The sequence below is a fragment of the Stenotrophomonas sp. 220_Sma genome, assembly GCF_056487375.1.
This window is the reverse complement of the sequence record NZ_CM151348.1, coordinates 940,675-955,796: the sequence shown is the minus strand read 5'-3', so window position 1 is coordinate 955,796 and position 15,122 is coordinate 940,675. Positions and strand designations below refer to the sequence as shown.

At 64.8% G+C, this 15,122-nt stretch carries 15 protein-coding genes and 5 tRNA genes; 7 read left to right on the top strand and 13 right to left on the bottom strand.

Annotated features, from left to right (window positions below; translation table 11 throughout):
- Positions 1–264: 264 nt before the first annotated feature.
- The 4 genes from ACZLIB_RS04500 to ACZLIB_RS04485 all read right to left on the bottom strand — a co-directional run bounded on the left by ACZLIB_RS04500 (position 265) and on the right by ACZLIB_RS04485 (position 1,163).
- A tRNA-Lys gene (locus ACZLIB_RS04500) sits at positions 265–340 on the bottom strand.
- Between the two features lie 198 nt (positions 341–538).
- Positions 539–614 (bottom strand) — tRNA-Lys (locus tag ACZLIB_RS04495).
- Positions 615–693: 79 nt separating this feature from the next.
- A tRNA-His gene (locus tag ACZLIB_RS04490) sits at positions 694–770 on the bottom strand.
- 168 nt (positions 771–938) lie between these two features.
- Complete coding sequence (locus ACZLIB_RS04485; RefSeq protein WP_149908921.1) at positions 939–1,163, bottom strand: hypothetical protein; 225 nt, start codon at positions 1,161–1,163, stop codon at positions 939–941.
- A 436-nt stretch (positions 1,164–1,599) separates the two neighbouring features.
- On the opposite strand from ACZLIB_RS04485, the gene ACZLIB_RS04480 reads away from it, so the two are divergent.
- The 3 genes from ACZLIB_RS04480 (at position 1,600) to ACZLIB_RS04470 (ending at position 4,393) form a co-directional block, all read left to right on the top strand.
- Positions 1,600–2,520 (top strand): hypothetical protein, encoded by a 921-nt coding sequence (locus ACZLIB_RS04480; protein ID WP_049400912.1) that lies wholly within the window; start codon positions 1,600–1,602, stop codon positions 2,518–2,520.
- A gap of 75 nt (positions 2,521–2,595) precedes the next feature.
- Positions 2,596–3,021 carry a hypothetical protein gene (locus ACZLIB_RS04475; RefSeq protein ID WP_165929922.1) on the top strand — a complete coding sequence of 142 codons (426 nt, stop codon included), beginning with the start codon at positions 2,596–2,598 and terminating at the stop codon, positions 3,019–3,021.
- A 137-nt stretch (positions 3,022–3,158) separates the two neighbouring features.
- Positions 3,159–4,393, top strand: a protein-coding gene (locus ACZLIB_RS04470; RefSeq protein WP_223224739.1) for an IS3 family transposase whose coding sequence is annotated in 2 segments (ribosomal slippage) — positions 3,159–3,510 and positions 3,510–4,393 — 1,236 coding nt in all. Because the reading frame shifts where the segments join, the coding sequence is not laid out codon by codon here.
- Positions 4,394–4,681: 288 nt separating this feature from the next.
- On the opposite strand, the gene ACZLIB_RS04465 is transcribed toward ACZLIB_RS04470, so the two are convergent.
- Both ACZLIB_RS04465 and ACZLIB_RS04460 read right to left on the bottom strand, forming a co-directional pair.
- A tRNA-Arg gene (locus ACZLIB_RS04465) sits at positions 4,682–4,758 on the bottom strand.
- Positions 4,759–4,797: 39 nt separating this feature from the next.
- Positions 4,798–4,874, bottom strand: a tRNA-Pro gene (locus ACZLIB_RS04460).
- Between the two features lie 180 nt (positions 4,875–5,054).
- Here ACZLIB_RS04460 and ACZLIB_RS04455 point away from each other — a divergent pair.
- A complete protein-coding gene (locus ACZLIB_RS04455) occupies positions 5,055–5,813 on the top strand; it encodes a Bax inhibitor-1/YccA family protein (RefSeq protein WP_049461430.1) in 759 nt (252 codons plus the stop codon).
- Between the two features lie 60 nt (positions 5,814–5,873).
- Here ACZLIB_RS04455 and ACZLIB_RS04450 read toward each other — a convergent pair whose 3' ends face one another.
- The 7 genes from ACZLIB_RS04450 to grxC all read right to left on the bottom strand — a co-directional run bounded on the left by ACZLIB_RS04450 (position 5,874) and on the right by grxC (position 11,089).
- On the bottom strand, positions 5,874–6,623 hold the full coding sequence (locus tag ACZLIB_RS04450; protein ID WP_478469245.1) for a sulfite exporter TauE/SafE family protein: 750 nt from the start codon (positions 6,621–6,623) through the stop codon (positions 5,874–5,876).
- A gap of 25 nt (positions 6,624–6,648) precedes the next feature.
- Complete coding sequence (locus ACZLIB_RS04445) at positions 6,649–7,557, bottom strand: LysR family transcriptional regulator (RefSeq protein WP_478469243.1); 909 nt, start codon at positions 7,555–7,557, stop codon at positions 6,649–6,651.
- A gap of 53 nt (positions 7,558–7,610) precedes the next feature.
- Positions 7,611–8,354 carry a cysteine hydrolase family protein gene (locus ACZLIB_RS04440; RefSeq protein ID WP_049400917.1) on the bottom strand — a complete coding sequence of 248 codons (744 nt, stop codon included), beginning with the start codon at positions 8,352–8,354 and terminating at the stop codon, positions 7,611–7,613.
- A 161-nt stretch (positions 8,355–8,515) separates the two neighbouring features.
- Positions 8,516–8,926, bottom strand: coding sequence for a hypothetical protein (locus tag ACZLIB_RS04435; RefSeq protein WP_049400918.1), 411 nt, complete (start codon positions 8,924–8,926; stop codon positions 8,516–8,518).
- A 131-nt stretch (positions 8,927–9,057) separates the two neighbouring features.
- Positions 9,058–10,062, bottom strand: coding sequence for an isocitrate dehydrogenase (locus ACZLIB_RS04430; protein ID WP_478469241.1), 1,005 nt, complete (start codon positions 10,060–10,062; stop codon positions 9,058–9,060).
- Positions 10,063–10,409: 347 nt separating this feature from the next.
- On the bottom strand, positions 10,410–10,802 hold the full coding sequence (locus tag ACZLIB_RS04425; RefSeq protein ID WP_004146041.1) for a carboxymuconolactone decarboxylase family protein: 393 nt from the start codon (positions 10,800–10,802) through the stop codon (positions 10,410–10,412).
- Positions 10,799–11,089 carry a glutaredoxin 3 gene (gene grxC, locus ACZLIB_RS04420; protein ID WP_049400919.1) on the bottom strand — a complete coding sequence of 97 codons (291 nt, stop codon included), beginning with the start codon at positions 11,087–11,089 and terminating at the stop codon, positions 10,799–10,801. Before grxC ends, ACZLIB_RS04425 begins: the two co-directional genes overlap by 4 nt.
- 142 nt (positions 11,090–11,231) lie before the next feature.
- On the opposite strand from grxC, the gene ACZLIB_RS04415 reads away from it, so the two are divergent.
- The 3 genes from ACZLIB_RS04415 (at position 11,232) to phoR (ending at position 15,122) form a co-directional block, all read left to right on the top strand.
- Positions 11,232–12,878 (top strand): M48 family metalloprotease, encoded by a 1,647-nt coding sequence (locus tag ACZLIB_RS04415; protein ID WP_032129079.1) that lies wholly within the window; start codon positions 11,232–11,234, stop codon positions 12,876–12,878.
- 116 nt (positions 12,879–12,994) lie between these two features.
- The gene (gene phoB, locus ACZLIB_RS04410; RefSeq protein WP_005408258.1) at positions 12,995–13,684 is read left to right on the top strand and encodes a phosphate regulon transcriptional regulator PhoB; all 690 of its coding nucleotides are present in this window, start codon (positions 12,995–12,997) and stop codon (positions 13,682–13,684) included.
- A 106-nt stretch (positions 13,685–13,790) separates the two neighbouring features.
- Positions 13,791–15,122, top strand: coding sequence for a phosphate regulon sensor histidine kinase PhoR (phoR, locus tag ACZLIB_RS04405; RefSeq protein WP_032129078.1), 1,332 nt, complete (start codon positions 13,791–13,793; stop codon positions 15,120–15,122).

Sequence of the window (15,122 nt, the reverse complement as noted above, 5' to 3'; positions counted from 1 at the left end):
CGTGGATGAAGCGCAACCCGGCGTGCAGGCAAGAAAAAAGCCACTTGGCGAACCAAGTGGGAAGCTGCCGCGCATTCGCGCCGCAGCCCCACGCTTTGCGCGGCAAACCGCGGGCCCCACTTCATCAGCCCCCACATCCCCGCGGCTTTGCCGCGCCCCCTTGACTCAAGGGGGCTCCACACCAGCCAGCGCACAGACATCCGCACGCCCAACCCGGCGCACAGACAAGAAAAAAGCCACTTGGCGAACCAAGTGGCTTTCGTCTGGTGGGCTGTCAAGGATTCGAACCTTGGACCTATTGATTAAGAGTCAACTGCTCTACCAACTGAGCTAACAGCCCGAAATCGGGGCGCGAATTATGACCCGATCCGCTCGGTGGGTGCAAGCACTTTTTTCAACATCGTTGAAACCAGCACTGCGGTCCCGCTGCATTGCAGATCCACGGCCAAGCGGGGCTCTGCAACCCGTGATCCATCGAAACGATGGGAGTCACACTTATAAGAAAAAAGCCACCTGGGATACCAGGTGGCTTCTGTCTTGGTGGGCCGTCAAGGATTCGAACCTTGGACCTATTGATTAAGAGTCAACTGCTCTACCAACTGAGCTAACGGCCCGTGAAACTCAGACGCACATTGTAGCGTGCTTTCTGTTTATTGCAATACCGTTTCGGCTGCGCCGATGCGGTTGAATCAGTGGGGTGGCTGAGGGGATTCGAACCCCCGACCACCGGAATCACAATCCGGTACTCTAACCAACTGAGCTACAGCCACCACTGAAACTTTCGCTCCACCGCCGATGAGGCTGACGCTGGACCTTGATGCTTTGCTAGCGGGTGGAACCAGAAGTCCGTCCCCCGAAGCGAGTCCGGCATTTTCCGGGAGTCGCGAAGGAATTGCAAGCACTTCTTCACATTGATGTGCAGGGGCCGGAACAGGAGATCAATGCTGCTCCGCCGAGGTCACGCGCGCGATGTCCGCATGCCCATCCAGGAATGACAGCGTGGCCTCCCCTTTCGGCGTGACCTGCAGCTGCAGGCGTGGCTGGCCCGCTCCGTCGAGCAACTGAAGCATCACGTTGCGCGACTGCGTCCTGCCAAGAAGCACTCGACGGGTAATCGCTTGCACACCCTGCGCGTGCAAGCGCTCATCGTCGGCCCAGAACATCGGTCGCAACCGTCCATCGGCGACATCGTTTCGATCAAGTCGAACGACGTGTTGCGTTCGGCCGTCACCCCCATCAGCAGGCCAGCAAACGCCCGCGAGGCGCCAGCGCCGCGGCAGAAAGGTAAGCCACCGTTGGCGCCTGCGCCGCCGATGTACTTCGACCAGCACCTGCTTCACCTCACCCACGCCGTTCGAATCTGCATCCATCCCGAGCTAGAGAAGGCGCGTGCCGCACGCACCGGATGTCAGGCGCTGGCGAACAGCCCGCCCGTCGTCGGGCACGCCCCGAGAGCATGAACGCTTAGTGAACAAATCGTGAATAAATCTCAAATAGGGATGGGGGAGATCCATTCATACAACGTTAGCTGCAGGACATGGAACGCAGGGCGCGCGTTTGCAACCATGCCGGTTCCTGCAATGAAGGTGAGATCAATAGATGAGCAAGCGGCTAATCGGATTCGTCGCGCTGGCAGCCGTGCTGGCAGTGGCAGCCGTTGCAATGTCCGGCTACCGGCAGCAGGCAACTGCGGATGCCACGGCAGAGGAATCCGGGAAGAGTGGCAGCCTCGATGAACGGCCTGACCAGGGAAGGCAGCTTCCGGCGTCAGGTGCGGCGGCCGCGCAAAGGCTTGAGCGGGAGAACAAGATCCCGCCGGGCTCGTACAAGGCCGTGGGCCCCAAGGCCTACGAAATCGTAAGAGGCAATGAGTTCCGGCCTCCCGGTGACGCGCTTGCCCACGTCAAGCAACTGATGCTGCGCTCCGAATCCGGAGATGCCACGGCAACCTACGAAATCTATCGAACCATCGAGCAATGCCAGACCTTCATCTCGGATCGCGCTGACAAGCTGGCGGATTCGGCCACCACGGTCGGGGCCGGCAACTGGTTCCTGGAGCGGTCGGAACGAATCCTCAAAGAGTGTGAGTCGCTGGCTCTGGATCAGGACATCTATCACGCCGATTGGCTTTCGAAGGCCGCCGCCATGGGCTCGCAGGAAGCGATGCGCGCCTACTCGCGATCGCCGGAGAAAGTCATCGGTTCGCTTGATGACGCAATCCGTGATCCCGCGGCGCTCGAGGCGTGGAAGGACACCGCCACCGGATATCTGCGCGAACTGGAATCACAAGGGAACGTCAATGTCATCAGCGACATGGCGATGGCCTACACCTATGGCGGCATCGTTCCTGCGGATCCCGTTGCGGCCCTGGCGTACACCCGCGTCCTCAACCGGCTGGACCCACGTTTTGCCACCACCGATGACATTGCCAACCATGAGAAAAACCTGAGCAGCCAAGAGAAAGAGAAAGCCCGCATTTCATCGAACGAAATCTTCAAGAACTGTTGCATCCCACGATAAGGACCTATTGTGAAAGCTAGACTGATTGGGATTATCCCTTCGCTTGGTAGAAACTCCATTCCCGCCATTGCAGGCGTGCTGCTGTTCATGGCGGCCGGGAGCCTTCAAGCGAAAAAGCTTCCTGGCGTCATCAACTGCACCGCCGGATGCACGCTGACAACCCCGTATCCCGATCCGGTGACCAACCAGCAGCTTTCCCAAGAGGTCCAGAAGCTCAATGACGGCCGGACCACGGTCTGGACTGCCCAGACGCGCGTCCAGACCGGCGATGTCCTGACCGTCTGCAACGGTATTTCCTGCGTCAACTACACGTGGCGAGGTGCAGGTTTCGACTCCGGCGAAGTGATTTCGACCGTCCTCCCGCCCAACTCCCGCGGCGGTGGTGGTGGCGGCGGCGGTGGCGGCGGTGGTGGCGGCGGCAGCGGCCCGATCAGCGGCGGCTGCCACGGCAACTGCGGCGGTGGCGGCAAGGTGCGGGTGGGCGAACTGGAACAGATGTGATCCATCCGGGGTGCACTCGACCAGAGTGCATCCATCGCGACATTGAAAAAGGCCAGCGCATAGCGCTGGCCTTTTTTCTTTGCCTGACCCGTCCTGAATTGGGTTGACACCTTTTCCCTCTGGAAAAGGAATGTTCAATGAAATCAACAATCAGGCGCAGTCAGCGGGATTACTCGCTGGCCTTCAAGTTGTCCGTGGTCGATCAGGTCGAGCGTGGAGAACTGACCTATAAGAAGGCTCAGGAGCGATACGGTATCCAAGGCAGCAGCACGGTTCTGAAGTGGCTTCGCCGCCATGGTCGGCAGGATTGGTCAGGTGGTGCATCATCTGCCCCCATGACGACTTCTCCCAAAAGTGGACCGGCCACGCCGCTGACGCCGGAACAACAGATCAAGGCCCTGCAGGTCCAGTTACGGGAGGCCAACGAGAAAGCACAGCTTTTCGAAGCCATCGTGGATGTCCTCAAAGAGGATTACGGGGTGCGCATCGTAAAAAAGCCTTCAGGCAAGTCCTCACGCAAGGGCGCCTCAAAGGCGTAAGCGTGGCAAGGGCTTGCCGCCATTTCGGCATCAGTCGACAGGCGTTCTATCAAGCGGGGTGCCGGCATCAACGACGACGCGCCAGCGAGACCAAAGCACTGGCGCTGGTGAGCGATTGCCGCGTGCGGCAGCCACGGATCGGGACGCGCAAGTTGCACCATTTGATCGGACCGAAGCTGCAGGCGGCGGGAATCACCATGGGGCGTGACCGGTTGTTTGACGTACTTCGGGAAGCGCGCCTGCTGGTACCGAAACGTCGGGCTTATCACAAGACTACCGACAGCCATCATCGCTTTCGCAGGCATCCGAATCTGCTCAAACCTGGCCAAGGATGCGTAATACCAACCGGTAGCGAGCAGGTGTGGGTGGCGGACATCACCTATCTGCCGACGCAGGGGAAGTTCGTGTATCTGAGCCTGGTCACCGATGCCTGGTCGCGCAAGATCGTGGGCTGGAGCGTGCATGAAACGCTACAGACAGAGCAGGTAGCTCAGGCGCTGGAGATGGCGCTGAAAGGGAGAAAGACACCGCAGAAGCTGATCCATCACTCTGATCGTGGAATCCAGTACTGCTCGGATTACTACCAGAAGATCCATGCGCGGCACGGCCTGACCTGCTCGATGACCGACGGCTACGACTGCTATCAGAACGCTCTGGCAGAGCGAGTCAACGGGATCCTCAAGTGCGAGTTCCTGCTTCATCGCCCACGGGACCTGGGGCAAGCCCGCCAGATGGTGGCTGAGGCCGTAGACATCTACAACGCTGAGCGCCCCCACCTGTCCCTTAAAATGCAGACGCCCGATGCGATGCATCGGGCGTCTTTGGCCGCCTGACGGCGGCCGGACCATCCACCCATCGGTGTCAACCTATGGCAGGACGAGTCAGCCGGGTGCATTGCCCCATCCCAGGCGGCGCTGCTCAAGCACCTGCGGAGTGAGCCGATCGACGTCAGACGCCGGTCAACCGCAACCGGAATGACATCACGTCGTGCGACTGCACCCCATACAAAGGGCATCTTTCATCGGAAAAGAGGAAGGTGGAATGCTCGCCACCCAGGGTCGTGCAGCCATCGAATGGGAACCAATGTTCACGGATGTGAGCACTTAAACCATTGATTCCAATGGCGCGCCCGACAGGAATCGAACCTGTAACCGCCGGCTTAGAAGGCCGGTGCTCTATCCAGTTGAGCTACGGGCGCCCGAACCGGAACGGTGTCCAATCCGACGTGATGTGGGATTGGTCGGGGTAGAGGGATTCGAACCCCCGACATCCTGCTCCCAAAGCAGGCGCGCTACCAGACTGCGCTATACCCCGGTCTTGCAATCCCCTCGGGCCATGCCCGGGGAGCTGGTCATTGTCGCCAAGCGCATTGGGAACTGTCAACGCAGAATGCGTAGATCCGGCGCCTGCCACAACGCCGAAAGCAGTCATCGGCTATGCTCACGCCCATCGGCCGGATGGCCGTCCTGACCCTCATTCGCACGGAGAACGCGTATGCGCAGCGGCAACCCGGCTCTTTCCGAGTCCACCTTCCTCGACCTCGCCAGCGGCTCGGTGGTGACCAGCCCCGACCAGGCCATGACCCTCAACGGCACCGTCAACAAGACCGGTTTCCTGCTGCTGTTGACCGTGCTGACCGCCGCCTTCGCCTGGAACCAGACCATCGATGACTACGGCCAGGTCATGGCCGGAGCCAAGCTGTATGCCATGGGCGGCGCCATCGGCGGCCTCGTGCTGGCGCTCATCACCGTTTTCAAGAAGGAATGGTCGCCGGTCACCGCACCGATGTATGCGCTGGTGGAAGGCCTGTTCCTGGGCGCCATCTCGGCCGTGTTCAACGCCAAGTTCCCGGGCATCGTGTTCCAGGCGGTGCTGCTGACCTTTGGCACCCTGTTCGCGCTGCTGTTCGCGTACCGCAGCGGCCTGATCAAGGCCACCGAGAACTTCAAGATGGGCGTGGTCGCCGCCACTGGCGGCATCGCCCTGCTCTACCTCGCCTCGTTCGTGCTGGGCTTCTTCAACATCGACGTGCCGGTGATCCACGACTCCGGCTGGCTGGGCATTGCTTTCAGCCTGTTCGTGGTGGTCGTGGCCGCGCTGAACCTGGTGCTGGATTTCGACTTCATCGAAACCGGTGTCGCCCAGCGTGCACCGAAGTACATGGAGTGGTATGGCGCATTCGGCCTGATGGTGACCCTGGTCTGGCTGTATGTTGAATTCCTGCGCCTGCTGTCGAAGATCCAGCAGCGCTGAGCCGAAACATGCCGTAGACGACAAAGGGCGCCCTTCGTGGCGCCCTTTGTCGTTCTTCCCTCAGCGCGCCAGCAGTACCGGCAGCGACGACGCCAGCAACGCGATGCCTGACGCGGTCAGCAGGCCCAGCACGACCTGCCGGAAGCGTGCCTCGCTGATGCCGATGTAGACCCGCGCGCCCAGCAGGGTCGGCACCAGTATGGCCGGTGCCACGATGGCGAAGTACGGCAACATCTGCCGGCTCACCAGGCCGCTGCCGACATAGGTGGCCATGGTCACCGCCAGCATCGCCAGGTTGAAGTTCTGGATGACCGCGCGCTGCTCGTCCTTGCCGAAGCCTCGCAGGGCGCTCCACAACGTCGGCACCGGCCCGGCAAAGCCGCCGATGCCACTGAGCACGCCACCGGCCATGCCAGCAATCGCATCACCGATACGGCCGCCGACGCGGACCGGAGGCAACGAGCGCGCCATCAGCATCACCGGGCACCACAGCGCCAGGAAGCCACCCAGCAGCGCCTTGAACCAGTCCATGTCCAGCCGTGGCAGCACCGTCACGCCCAGCGGAATGCCGGCCAGCCCACCCAGCACGAACGGCAGCAGCAGGCGCAGGTTGAAACCGCGGCGCACGGTGAACACTGCGACCAGCTGCCCGACCAGCGCACCAAACACCGAAAGCGTCGCCGCCAGCCGCGGCTCCAGTCCCCACGCCCAGAACGACATCGCCACCATGCCGAAGGCGAAGCCGGACAGGCCCTGCACGAATCCGGCGACGATCGCGCCCAGCGCGACCAGCAGATACACCGACTCCATCACCACCTCGGTTGCTGCCGCGCGACTACCCCGCCGCGCCGACCTGTGCAGCGTAGTGCGCCGCAAGGTGCTCGACCAGCGCACGCACCTTCGGCGCCAATGCCCGCGCATGCGGATACAGCGCGAAGTAGCGTCGCTGCCCGGCATGCCAGGCGGGCAGCACGCGGATCAATCGACCGGCACGCAGGTCCTCCTGCACGGTCAGCGCAGTGAACAGGCTGATGCCCATGCCAGCCAGCGCGGCGGCGTACAACGCTGGCGTCGCATCCACCCGCAGGCGCTGCCCCGCCTCGATGCTCGCGGCGGCACCGCGTGGCCCCTGCAGCTGCCAGGGCGACATCGCCGCTGTGGGACTGAAACCCAGCAGCGTGTGCTGTGCGAGGTCCGAAGCCTGCCGGGGCAGACCGTGCCGCGCCAGATAGGCCGGTGCGGCGACCAGGATGCGTGGGCAGCTGGCCAGCTCGCGGGCGACCAGCTGGCTGTCCGGCAAGGAAGGCGCGATGCGCAGGGCCAGGTCGAAGCCGCCACCGACGACATCGACCAGTTGATCATCCGCCGCCAGGTCAAGCGCGACCTGCGGGTAGCGCTGCAGGAACGACGGCAACCAATGCGGCAGCTCCTGGCTGGCGACCACCTGCGGCACGCTGATCCGCACGGTGCCGCTGGGCTGTGCCTGCCCTGCGCGTGCGCGGTCATCCGCCTCCTGCAGGCGATCCAGCAGCGCTGCCGCCTCGCGGTAGTAGTCGCGACCGGCTTCGGTCAGTGACAGCCGGCGGCTGTTGCGATCGAGCAGTCGAACCTGCAGATGTTCTTCCAGCTGCCGCAGTTGCCGTGACATCGCCGAATGGGTGGTACCCAGTCGTTCGGCGGCGGCGGTGAAACTGCCTGCATCGACGATGGCGCGCAGCGCACGCAGGGCGGCGAAATGGTCCATCGGCGGGCGGCTCCAGGTGGCGGGGCCCGCGGCGTGCGGGCCCCGTCAGCTTATCAAGCGCCGTCGCCGGCCTTGCGCACCGGCAGTGCCAGGATCGCGTCAGTCGCCATGACATCGCCGAAGGTGTCCTCAATCTGCGCCAGCGAGGCGTCATGCAGCGCGCGATGACCGATGCGCTGGCCTCCGGCAAGATCCAGATCACGGCTGGCAGTTGCATCGGACGACACGATGACGCGGTAGCCACGCGGTGCTGCTGCGGCATCGCGGGCGGCACCTGCCACGCAGGCATGGGTCTGCAGGCCGGTGACGATCAGGGTGTCGATGCCGGCATCCTTCAGCACCTGGTCGAGCACTGCGGCCGAGTCACCGGCGAACACGCTGACGTTGTCCTTCTGCACCACGGTCTCGCCCTTGCGCGGCTGCAGGTCGCGATGGAAGGCGGCATTGACGCTGCCCTGCGCGAACAGCGGCGCACCAGCCGGCAACACGTGCTGCACATGGATCACGCGGATGCCGTGGGCATCGGCGAACTCGACCACCCGCTTCGCCTGCCGCAGTGCGGCCACGCCATCGGGGATGACCATACGGCCACCGGCGAAGCCCGGCGCAGCGCTGCCGTCGAAGTATTCGTTCTGGAAGTCGATCACCAGCACGGCGGTCTTCGCCGCATCCAGCGAAGCCACAACGGGTGCACCAGCCATGTGGCGGATGGTGGGATGGGCCGGTTCGGCAGCGGTGACGGGGGTAACGGTGGCCATGCCGATCAGGCTGGCCAGACCAAAGGCGGTGAGGTTCATGTTCAAGCTCCTGTGCGGTGGAAAGTGGGCACATGATGCGGAGCGGACGGCGCACGAACCAGCCATGTAAAAGCACATGATCTGTGCAAATTTCGCACAGAATGTCCTTGTAGCGTCGAGCCATGCTCGACTACGCAGGAGCAGTCGAGCATGGCTCGACGCTACTGGGCCAGCTTGACTCCATTGAGTCGCACGATCATCGCGTGGTCACGACCCAGCACCACTTCGGCGGTATTGCTGCCCGCGCGCACGGCACGTGCAAGGCCCGCCGGATACTTCACTGGGACGCCGGCCAGGGTCTGCACATGCTGGGCCGGAGAGATCCTGCTCCTGATCACGAACTCGGCACAGCTGCCTTCGAGCAGATACACAGGCGACCCTGCCGGAAATTCGATCAACCGCAGGATGCGCGCCTCGCTCTCCTGCATGCTGCGGAGGGGCGCCCCCTGCGTCCGCAGGCGGCGCAGCGCGCGCTGGGCGCGGGACCACGGCCAGTAGAAGATGGCGTAGATCGCCACGCCGACAGCATAGACGGCAACGGCCGCCACGACCCACACGGCCGCCTCAGGCATCTGAAAAAATCCTGTCGGTGAAAAACCGCAGTTGAAAACGCAGACGGGCCGTACAAGGACGGCCCGTCTTCAACGCATGCAGGCCCGGACTGGACATCGCCGAGACGATCTCCAGCCGGAACGACCGCCGCTTACAGGCGGCTGGCGATGGCCTGGGCAAAGCTCATGGTGGTGCCGGTGCCACCCAGGTCGCCGGTCAGCGAATCCTTGGCTTCCATGGTCGCCACGATGGCCTTGCGCAGGCGCTCGGCATTTTCCGGCTGGCCGACATGGTCCAGCATCTGCGCGGCTGCCAGCAGCAGCGCGCACGGATTGGCCTTGCCCTGGCCAGCGATGTCCGGCGCGGTGCCGTGCACGGCTTCGAAGATCGCCGCGTCCTTGCCGATGTTGGCACCCGGGGCCAGGCCCAGGCCGCCGACGAGGCCGGCGCACAGGTCGGAGATGATGTCGCCGAACAGGTTGGTGGTGACGATCACGTCGAACTGTTCCGGACGCATCACCAGCTGCATGCAGCAGTTGTCGACGATCATTTCCTGGAATTCGATGTCCGGGTACTGCGTAGCCACTTCACGGGCGACATTCAGGAACAGGCCCGAGGTCGACTTGATGATGTTGGCCTTGTGTACGGCGGTGACCTTCTTGCGGCCGGTGCTCTTGGCCAGCTCGAAGGCGTAGCGCACGATGCGCTCGGAGCCCTTGCGGGTGATGCGGGTGCCGGAGAAGGCGGTCTCGCCGTCGGCCGACACTTCCTGGCCTTCGGCCAGGTAGGCACCTTCGGTATTCTCACGCACGGTGATCAGGTCGACGTTGTCGAAACGCGACTTGGTGTTCGGGAAGGTGTGGGCCGGACGCACATTGGCGTACAGGTCGAAGTGACGGCGCAGGCTGACGTTGATCGAGGTGAAGCCACCACCGACCGGGGTGGTCAGCGGGCTCTTCAGCGCGACCTTGTTGCGCGCGATCGATTCCAGGGTCACCGCCGGCATCAGGTCGCCGTGCTTTTCCAGGGCCACCAGGCCGGCGTCGGCGTCTTCGTACTCCAGGCCAGTCTTGAGCTGGTCGAGCACGAACAGGGTAGCGTCCATGATTTCCGGGCCAATGCCGTCGCCGCGGATGACCGTAATTTTCTGCGTCATTGATCGATGTTCCGAACAGGGGGAAAAACGCCGTCCGGACGTGCCCGGAAACGCCGGCGCAAAGGAAGTTTCACCGGCAATTATGCCTTAGCCGGGGCCGGCTACCCAAGTAGACCATGGTCCTGACCCCGGCAAAGGCATAATTGCCCGCGCATTCTTCCTCTACCCCCGCCTGTCGGCGCGCCCCTTCAACAAGAAGGGGCTCCTGGGCTGTTGGATTGCGGGGAAGCGACCGGTAGTGCCGGCCGCTGGCCGGCAACCTCGGCCATGTGGGGTTCACGGGATGCCGGCCAGCGGCCGGCACTACCGGGAGGGCCACAGGGCCCGGTTCCCGGCGCCCGTCAGGTTCAGTGCGCGTGCGCTTCGGGGGCGGCGGCGCCGCCTTCGAGCTGGTCGAGGAAGTCGACCGCGCGGCGCAGGTGCGGGATCACGATGGAACCGCCCACCACCAGGCCGACCGAGAAGGTCTCGAAGAACTCTTCTCGGGTCACCCCGGCGTCCTTGCACTGGGCCACGTGGTAGCTGATGCAGTCGTCGCAGCGCAGCACCATCGAGGCCACCAGGCCCAGCAGTTCCTTGGTCTTCACATCCAGCGCGCCGGCCTGGTAGGTCTGCGTGTCCAGCGCGAAGAAGCGGCGCACCACCTGGTTCGGCTCGCCCAGGATCCGCTCGTTCATGCGCTTGCGGAAGTCGGTGAACTCGGCGATGCGGTCCTTGCTGCCGTCGTCGGCCGCGCTCATGCCTGGCCCTGCCCGGCCAGCAGCGGCTCGAGCTTGCCTTCACGGTGCAGGGCCATCATGTCGTCGTAGCCGCCCACGTGGACGTCGCCGACGAAGATCTGCGGCACGCTGGTACGGCGGGTCAGTGCCATCATCTTCTCGCGCTCGACCGGGTCCAGGTCGATGCGGACCTCGGTCCACTGCTGGCCCTTGCTCTTCAGGAAGTTCTTGGCGGCCACGCAGTACGGGCAGACGGCGGTGGAATAGATGGTGATGGCGGGGGCACCGCCGGCGGTCTGGGCTGTCACGGGAAACTCCACGATGGATCGACGGTCTACATATGGTACCGGTGCGCTGGAATTTCCACGCCACGGCCGCAACACTGTGGATTAACGAATGGTTGCCCCCCACCCTGCCACGCTTGGCGCGCCCTGCCCGAGGACCCACTGCTTGCGAGCCCTGCTGCTGACTACCGCCGTCACCCTGGCCCTGGCCATGCCGCTCGCCCAGGCCCAGGAGAAGCTGCCCGACATCGGCTCCTCGGCCGGCGAGCTGCTGACCCCGGCCCGCCAGGCCGAGTACGGCGCGATGATGCTGCGCGAGCTGCGCAACTACGGCTACCTGCTGGATGACCCGCTGGTCAACGACTGGCTGCAGACCATGGGTACCCGGCTCGGCTCCAACAGCGACCAGCCCCGCCAGCCCTACACGTTCTTCGTGATGAAGGACCGCCAGATCAACGCCTTCGCCACGCTGGGCGGCTACATCGGGGTCAATGCCGGCCTGGTGCTGACCGCCGAGCGCGAAGACGAGGTGGCTGCGGTGCTGTCGCACGAAATCGCGCACGTCACCCAGCAGCACGTGCTGCGCGGGGTCGAGCGTGCCCAGCGCGACCAGATCCCGATCCTGCTCGGCATGCTGGCGGCGGTGGTGGCCGCACAGGCCAGCAACAGCACGTCGTCCGGCAACGCGACGATGGCCGCGATCAGCTCGGGCATGGGCCTGATGCAGCAGCGCCAGATCAACTACACCCGCTCCAACGAATCCGAGGCCGATCGCCTCGGCATCCGCACCCTGTCGCGCAGCGGTTACGACGTGGACGCCATGGCCGGCTTCTTCGAGCGGATGGCATCGGCGATGCGCGGCAACGAGGGTGGCTACAGCGTGCCCGAGTTCCTGCGCACCCATCCGGTCAACATCACCCGCATCAGCGAGGCGAAGGCCCGCGCCGACCAGATGAAGAAGGACACGGTGCTGCTGACCACCAGCACCCCAAGCGGCGAGCGCAGGGAGCGCGTGGACCCGGCCGATCCCAGCCTGGCCGAACCCCTGTTGCGCGGAACCAACCCGCTGCTGCCCAGCAGCGTGCTGCGCATCCCGATGGGCCAGCTCAGCCGCGGCGCCAGTGGCGACTTCGACTGGGCGCGCGAGCGCCTGCGCGTGCTCAGCGCGGATTCCACCCCCGAGCTGGAACGCGAGTATGCCGATCTGGCCAAGCGTCAGAAGGACGGCCTCAACGATGCCCAGCGCTATGGCCAGGCGCTGGCGGTGATGCGCAGCGGTCGCGCCGGCGCCACCCAGGCCCGGCAGACCCTGGCAGGCCTGCTGCAGACCCGCCCGGACAACCTGTGGCTGGCTCTGGGGCTGGGCGAGGCCGAATCGCGTGCAGGCCAGACCGCCCAGGCCAACAGCCGCTTCGAGCAGCTGCTGCGCCAGCACCCCAACAGCCGTCCGGTGGCGCTGACCTATGCCGAGATCCTGAACGAACAGGGCAGCCGCGAGGCGGGCCAGCGTGCGCAGGCCATGCTGCGGCCCCTGCTGTCGCAAAGCGGTAACGATCCGGTCTTCCAGCAGCGGTACGCCCGCGCCAGCGAGTTGGCCGGCGACAGCGTGCGTGCCAGCGAGGCCTACGCCGAGGCAGCCTTCCTCAGCGGCCGGCCGGAACAGTCGCTGATGCAGCTGCAGGCGCTCAAGCGCAATCCGGCGCTGGACTACGTAGGCCGGGCACGGGTGGATGCGCGCATCGAGGCGATCACCCCCACCGTGCTGGAGCTGCGCCGGCAGGGCGTGCAGGACCCGGACCTGGACCGCCGCTGAGCGCTGCATGACCGGCCGATGGCAATCCCGAACGGTTCCGGCCAGGTAGTCACAAACATGTCATCAAACCGTAGTCTACTGGCACCACTCCAGTAACCGAGCCCTACGGTGTCCTCGTGCAGAAACGCATCCTGATCGTCGATGACGAGCCCGCGATCCGTGAAATGGTCGCCTTCGCCCTGCGCAAGGGCGATTACGAACCGGTCCACGCCGGCGACGCCCGTGAGGCCCAGACCGCCATCGCCGACCGCGTCCCCGACCTGATCCTGCTGGACTGGATGCTGCCCGGCACCAGCGGCCTGGACCTGGCCCGGCGCTGGCGCAAGGAAACCCTGACCCGCGAAGTGCCGATCATCATGCTGACCGCCCGCGGCGAAGAGAACGACCGCGTGGGTGGCCTTGAAGCCGGCGTCGACGACTATGTGGTCAAGCCGTTCTCGGCGCGCGAACTGCTGGCCCGCATCCGTGCGGTAATGCGCCGCGCCCGCGAGGACGACGAGGACGGCAGCGTGGCGGTCGGCCCGATCCGCATCGACGGTGCCGCCCATCGCGTGTTCGCCAACGACCAGCCGGTGCCGATCGGCCCGACCGAATACCGCCTGTTGCACTTCTTCATGACCCACCCGGAGCGCGTCTATACCCGCGCCCAGCTGCTGGACCATGTGTGGGGCGGCAGCGTGTACGTGGAGGAGCGCACCATCGACGTGCACATCCGCCGCCTGCGCAAGACGCTGGAACCGTTCAACGCCGAAAACATGGTGCAGACCGTGCGCGGCGCCGGCTACCGCTTCTCCACTGCTACCTGAGCCTCGTCGTGCCGGCACCGCGCACCTGCGGGTGCCGGCGCCGGCAACTCTGCTATAACCCTCGGTTCACCCCAGTGAACCGCCGCACCTCAACGACGAGATCGCAATGCCCCGCCACATCCGCTCTGCCTGGTTGAAGACCCTGGCCACCGTTGCCGCGGTACTGCTGTTCGCCGGACTGGTGGGGTGGTTCACGGGCCATCTGTGGTTGTGCATCGCACTGGGCGCGCTGGCCACGCTGGCCTGGCATTACTGGCGACTGCGCAGCGTGCTGCGCCGGCTGACCGCGCGCCAGCGCTGGGATACCGCCGAAGAAGGCACCGGCGTCTGGAACGAGCTGGACCGCCTGCTGTACCGCAACCAGGTGGAAATGCGCGTGCGCAAGCGCCGCCTGCTGGACATGCTGCGCAGCTATCGCGCTGCGGCCGCCGCACTTCCCGATGCGGTGGTGGTGCTGGACCGCAACAGCCAGCGCGTGCAGTGGTTCAACGAAGCGGCCACCGCCCTGCTCGGCCTGCATCACCCCGGCGACCTCGGCGAAGCCCTGGTCGAACGCCTGCAGCCGATGCCGCTGGCGCACTGGCTGGCCGGCGGCCGCAATGCCGAACCGATCCTCGACGTGCCTTCGCCGGTCGATCCGGCGATCCGCCTGAACCTGCGCCTGATTCCCTATTCGTCGGATTACTGGCTGCTGATCGCCCGCGACGTCAGCAAGCTGCTGCGCCTGGAACAGGTGCGCCGCGATTTCGTGGCCAACGTTTCACACGAACTGCGCACGCCGCTCACCGTGGTGCACGGCTATCTGGACATGATGGACCCGGAGGATTTCCCGGGAACCGGACCGATGCTGGAAGAAATGCGCAAGCAGAGCCAGCGCATGGCCCAGCTGGTGGAAGACCTGCTGACCCTGTCGCGCCTCGAATCGCAGGAACACAGCGAGGAAGAGACCGTGGCCATGCAGCCGATGCTGGCGACCCTGCGCCGCGAAGCCGAAGCGCACAGCCAGGGCCGCCACCAGATCAGCATCGACGACCTGGCCGGCGTTGACCTGCAGGGCTCGACCAAGGAACTGCACAGCGCGTTCTCCAACCTGGTCACCAATGCGGTGCGCTATACGCCGGCCGGTGGCCGCATCGCCGTGGAGTTCCGCCGCGAAGGCGACGGTGCCGTGCTGGCGGTGCGCGATTCCGGCTACGGCATCCCGGCCTCCCACCTGCCGCGCCTGACCGAACGTTTCTACCGTGTCTCCAGCAGCCGCTCCCGCGAAAGCGGCGGTACCGGCCTGGGCCTGTCCATCGTCAAGCACATCCTCGGCCTGCACCACGCACGGCTGGAGATTGAAAGCGAGGTCGGCAAGGGCTCGGTGTTCTCCTGCCATTTCGATGCCGACCACGTGCGCCCGCGCGAGTCCGCCCCCCTGACCTCCATCGAAGAATGA

Bases quoted from the DNA above. Each gene is read 5' to 3' on its own strand.
- ACZLIB_RS04450 (WP_478469245.1), bottom strand. From the start codon at position 6,623: ATGGAGTCGGTGTATCTGCTGGTCGCGCTGGGCGCGATCGTCGCCGGA.
- ACZLIB_RS04435 (WP_049400918.1), bottom strand. From the start codon at position 8,926: ATGCCTGAGGCGGCCGTGTGGGTCGTGGCGGCCGTTGCCGTCTATGCT.
- ACZLIB_RS04455 (WP_049461430.1), top strand. From the start codon at position 5,055: ATGCGCAGCGGCAACCCGGCTCTTTCCGAGTCCACCTTCCTCGACCTC.
- ACZLIB_RS04440 (WP_049400917.1), bottom strand. From the start codon at position 8,354: ATGAACCTCACCGCCTTTGGTCTGGCCAGCCTGATCGGCATGGCCACC.
- ACZLIB_RS04445 (WP_478469243.1), bottom strand. From the start codon at position 7,557: ATGGACCATTTCGCCGCCCTGCGTGCGCTGCGCGCCATCGTCGATGCA.
- ACZLIB_RS04480 (WP_049400912.1), top strand. From the start codon at position 1,600: ATGAGCAAGCGGCTAATCGGATTCGTCGCGCTGGCAGCCGTGCTGGCA.
- ACZLIB_RS04425 (WP_004146041.1), bottom strand. From the start codon at position 10,802: ATGAGCGCGGCCGACGACGGCAGCAAGGACCGCATCGCCGAGTTCACC.
- ACZLIB_RS04430 (WP_478469241.1), bottom strand. From the start codon at position 10,062: ATGACGCAGAAAATTACGGTCATCCGCGGCGACGGCATTGGCCCGGAA.
- ACZLIB_RS04485 (WP_149908921.1), bottom strand. From the start codon at position 1,163: ATGTTCTGGGCCGACGATGAGCGCTTGCACGCGCAGGGTGTGCAAGCG.
- phoR (WP_032129078.1), top strand. From the start codon at position 13,791: ATGCCCCGCCACATCCGCTCTGCCTGGTTGAAGACCCTGGCCACCGTT.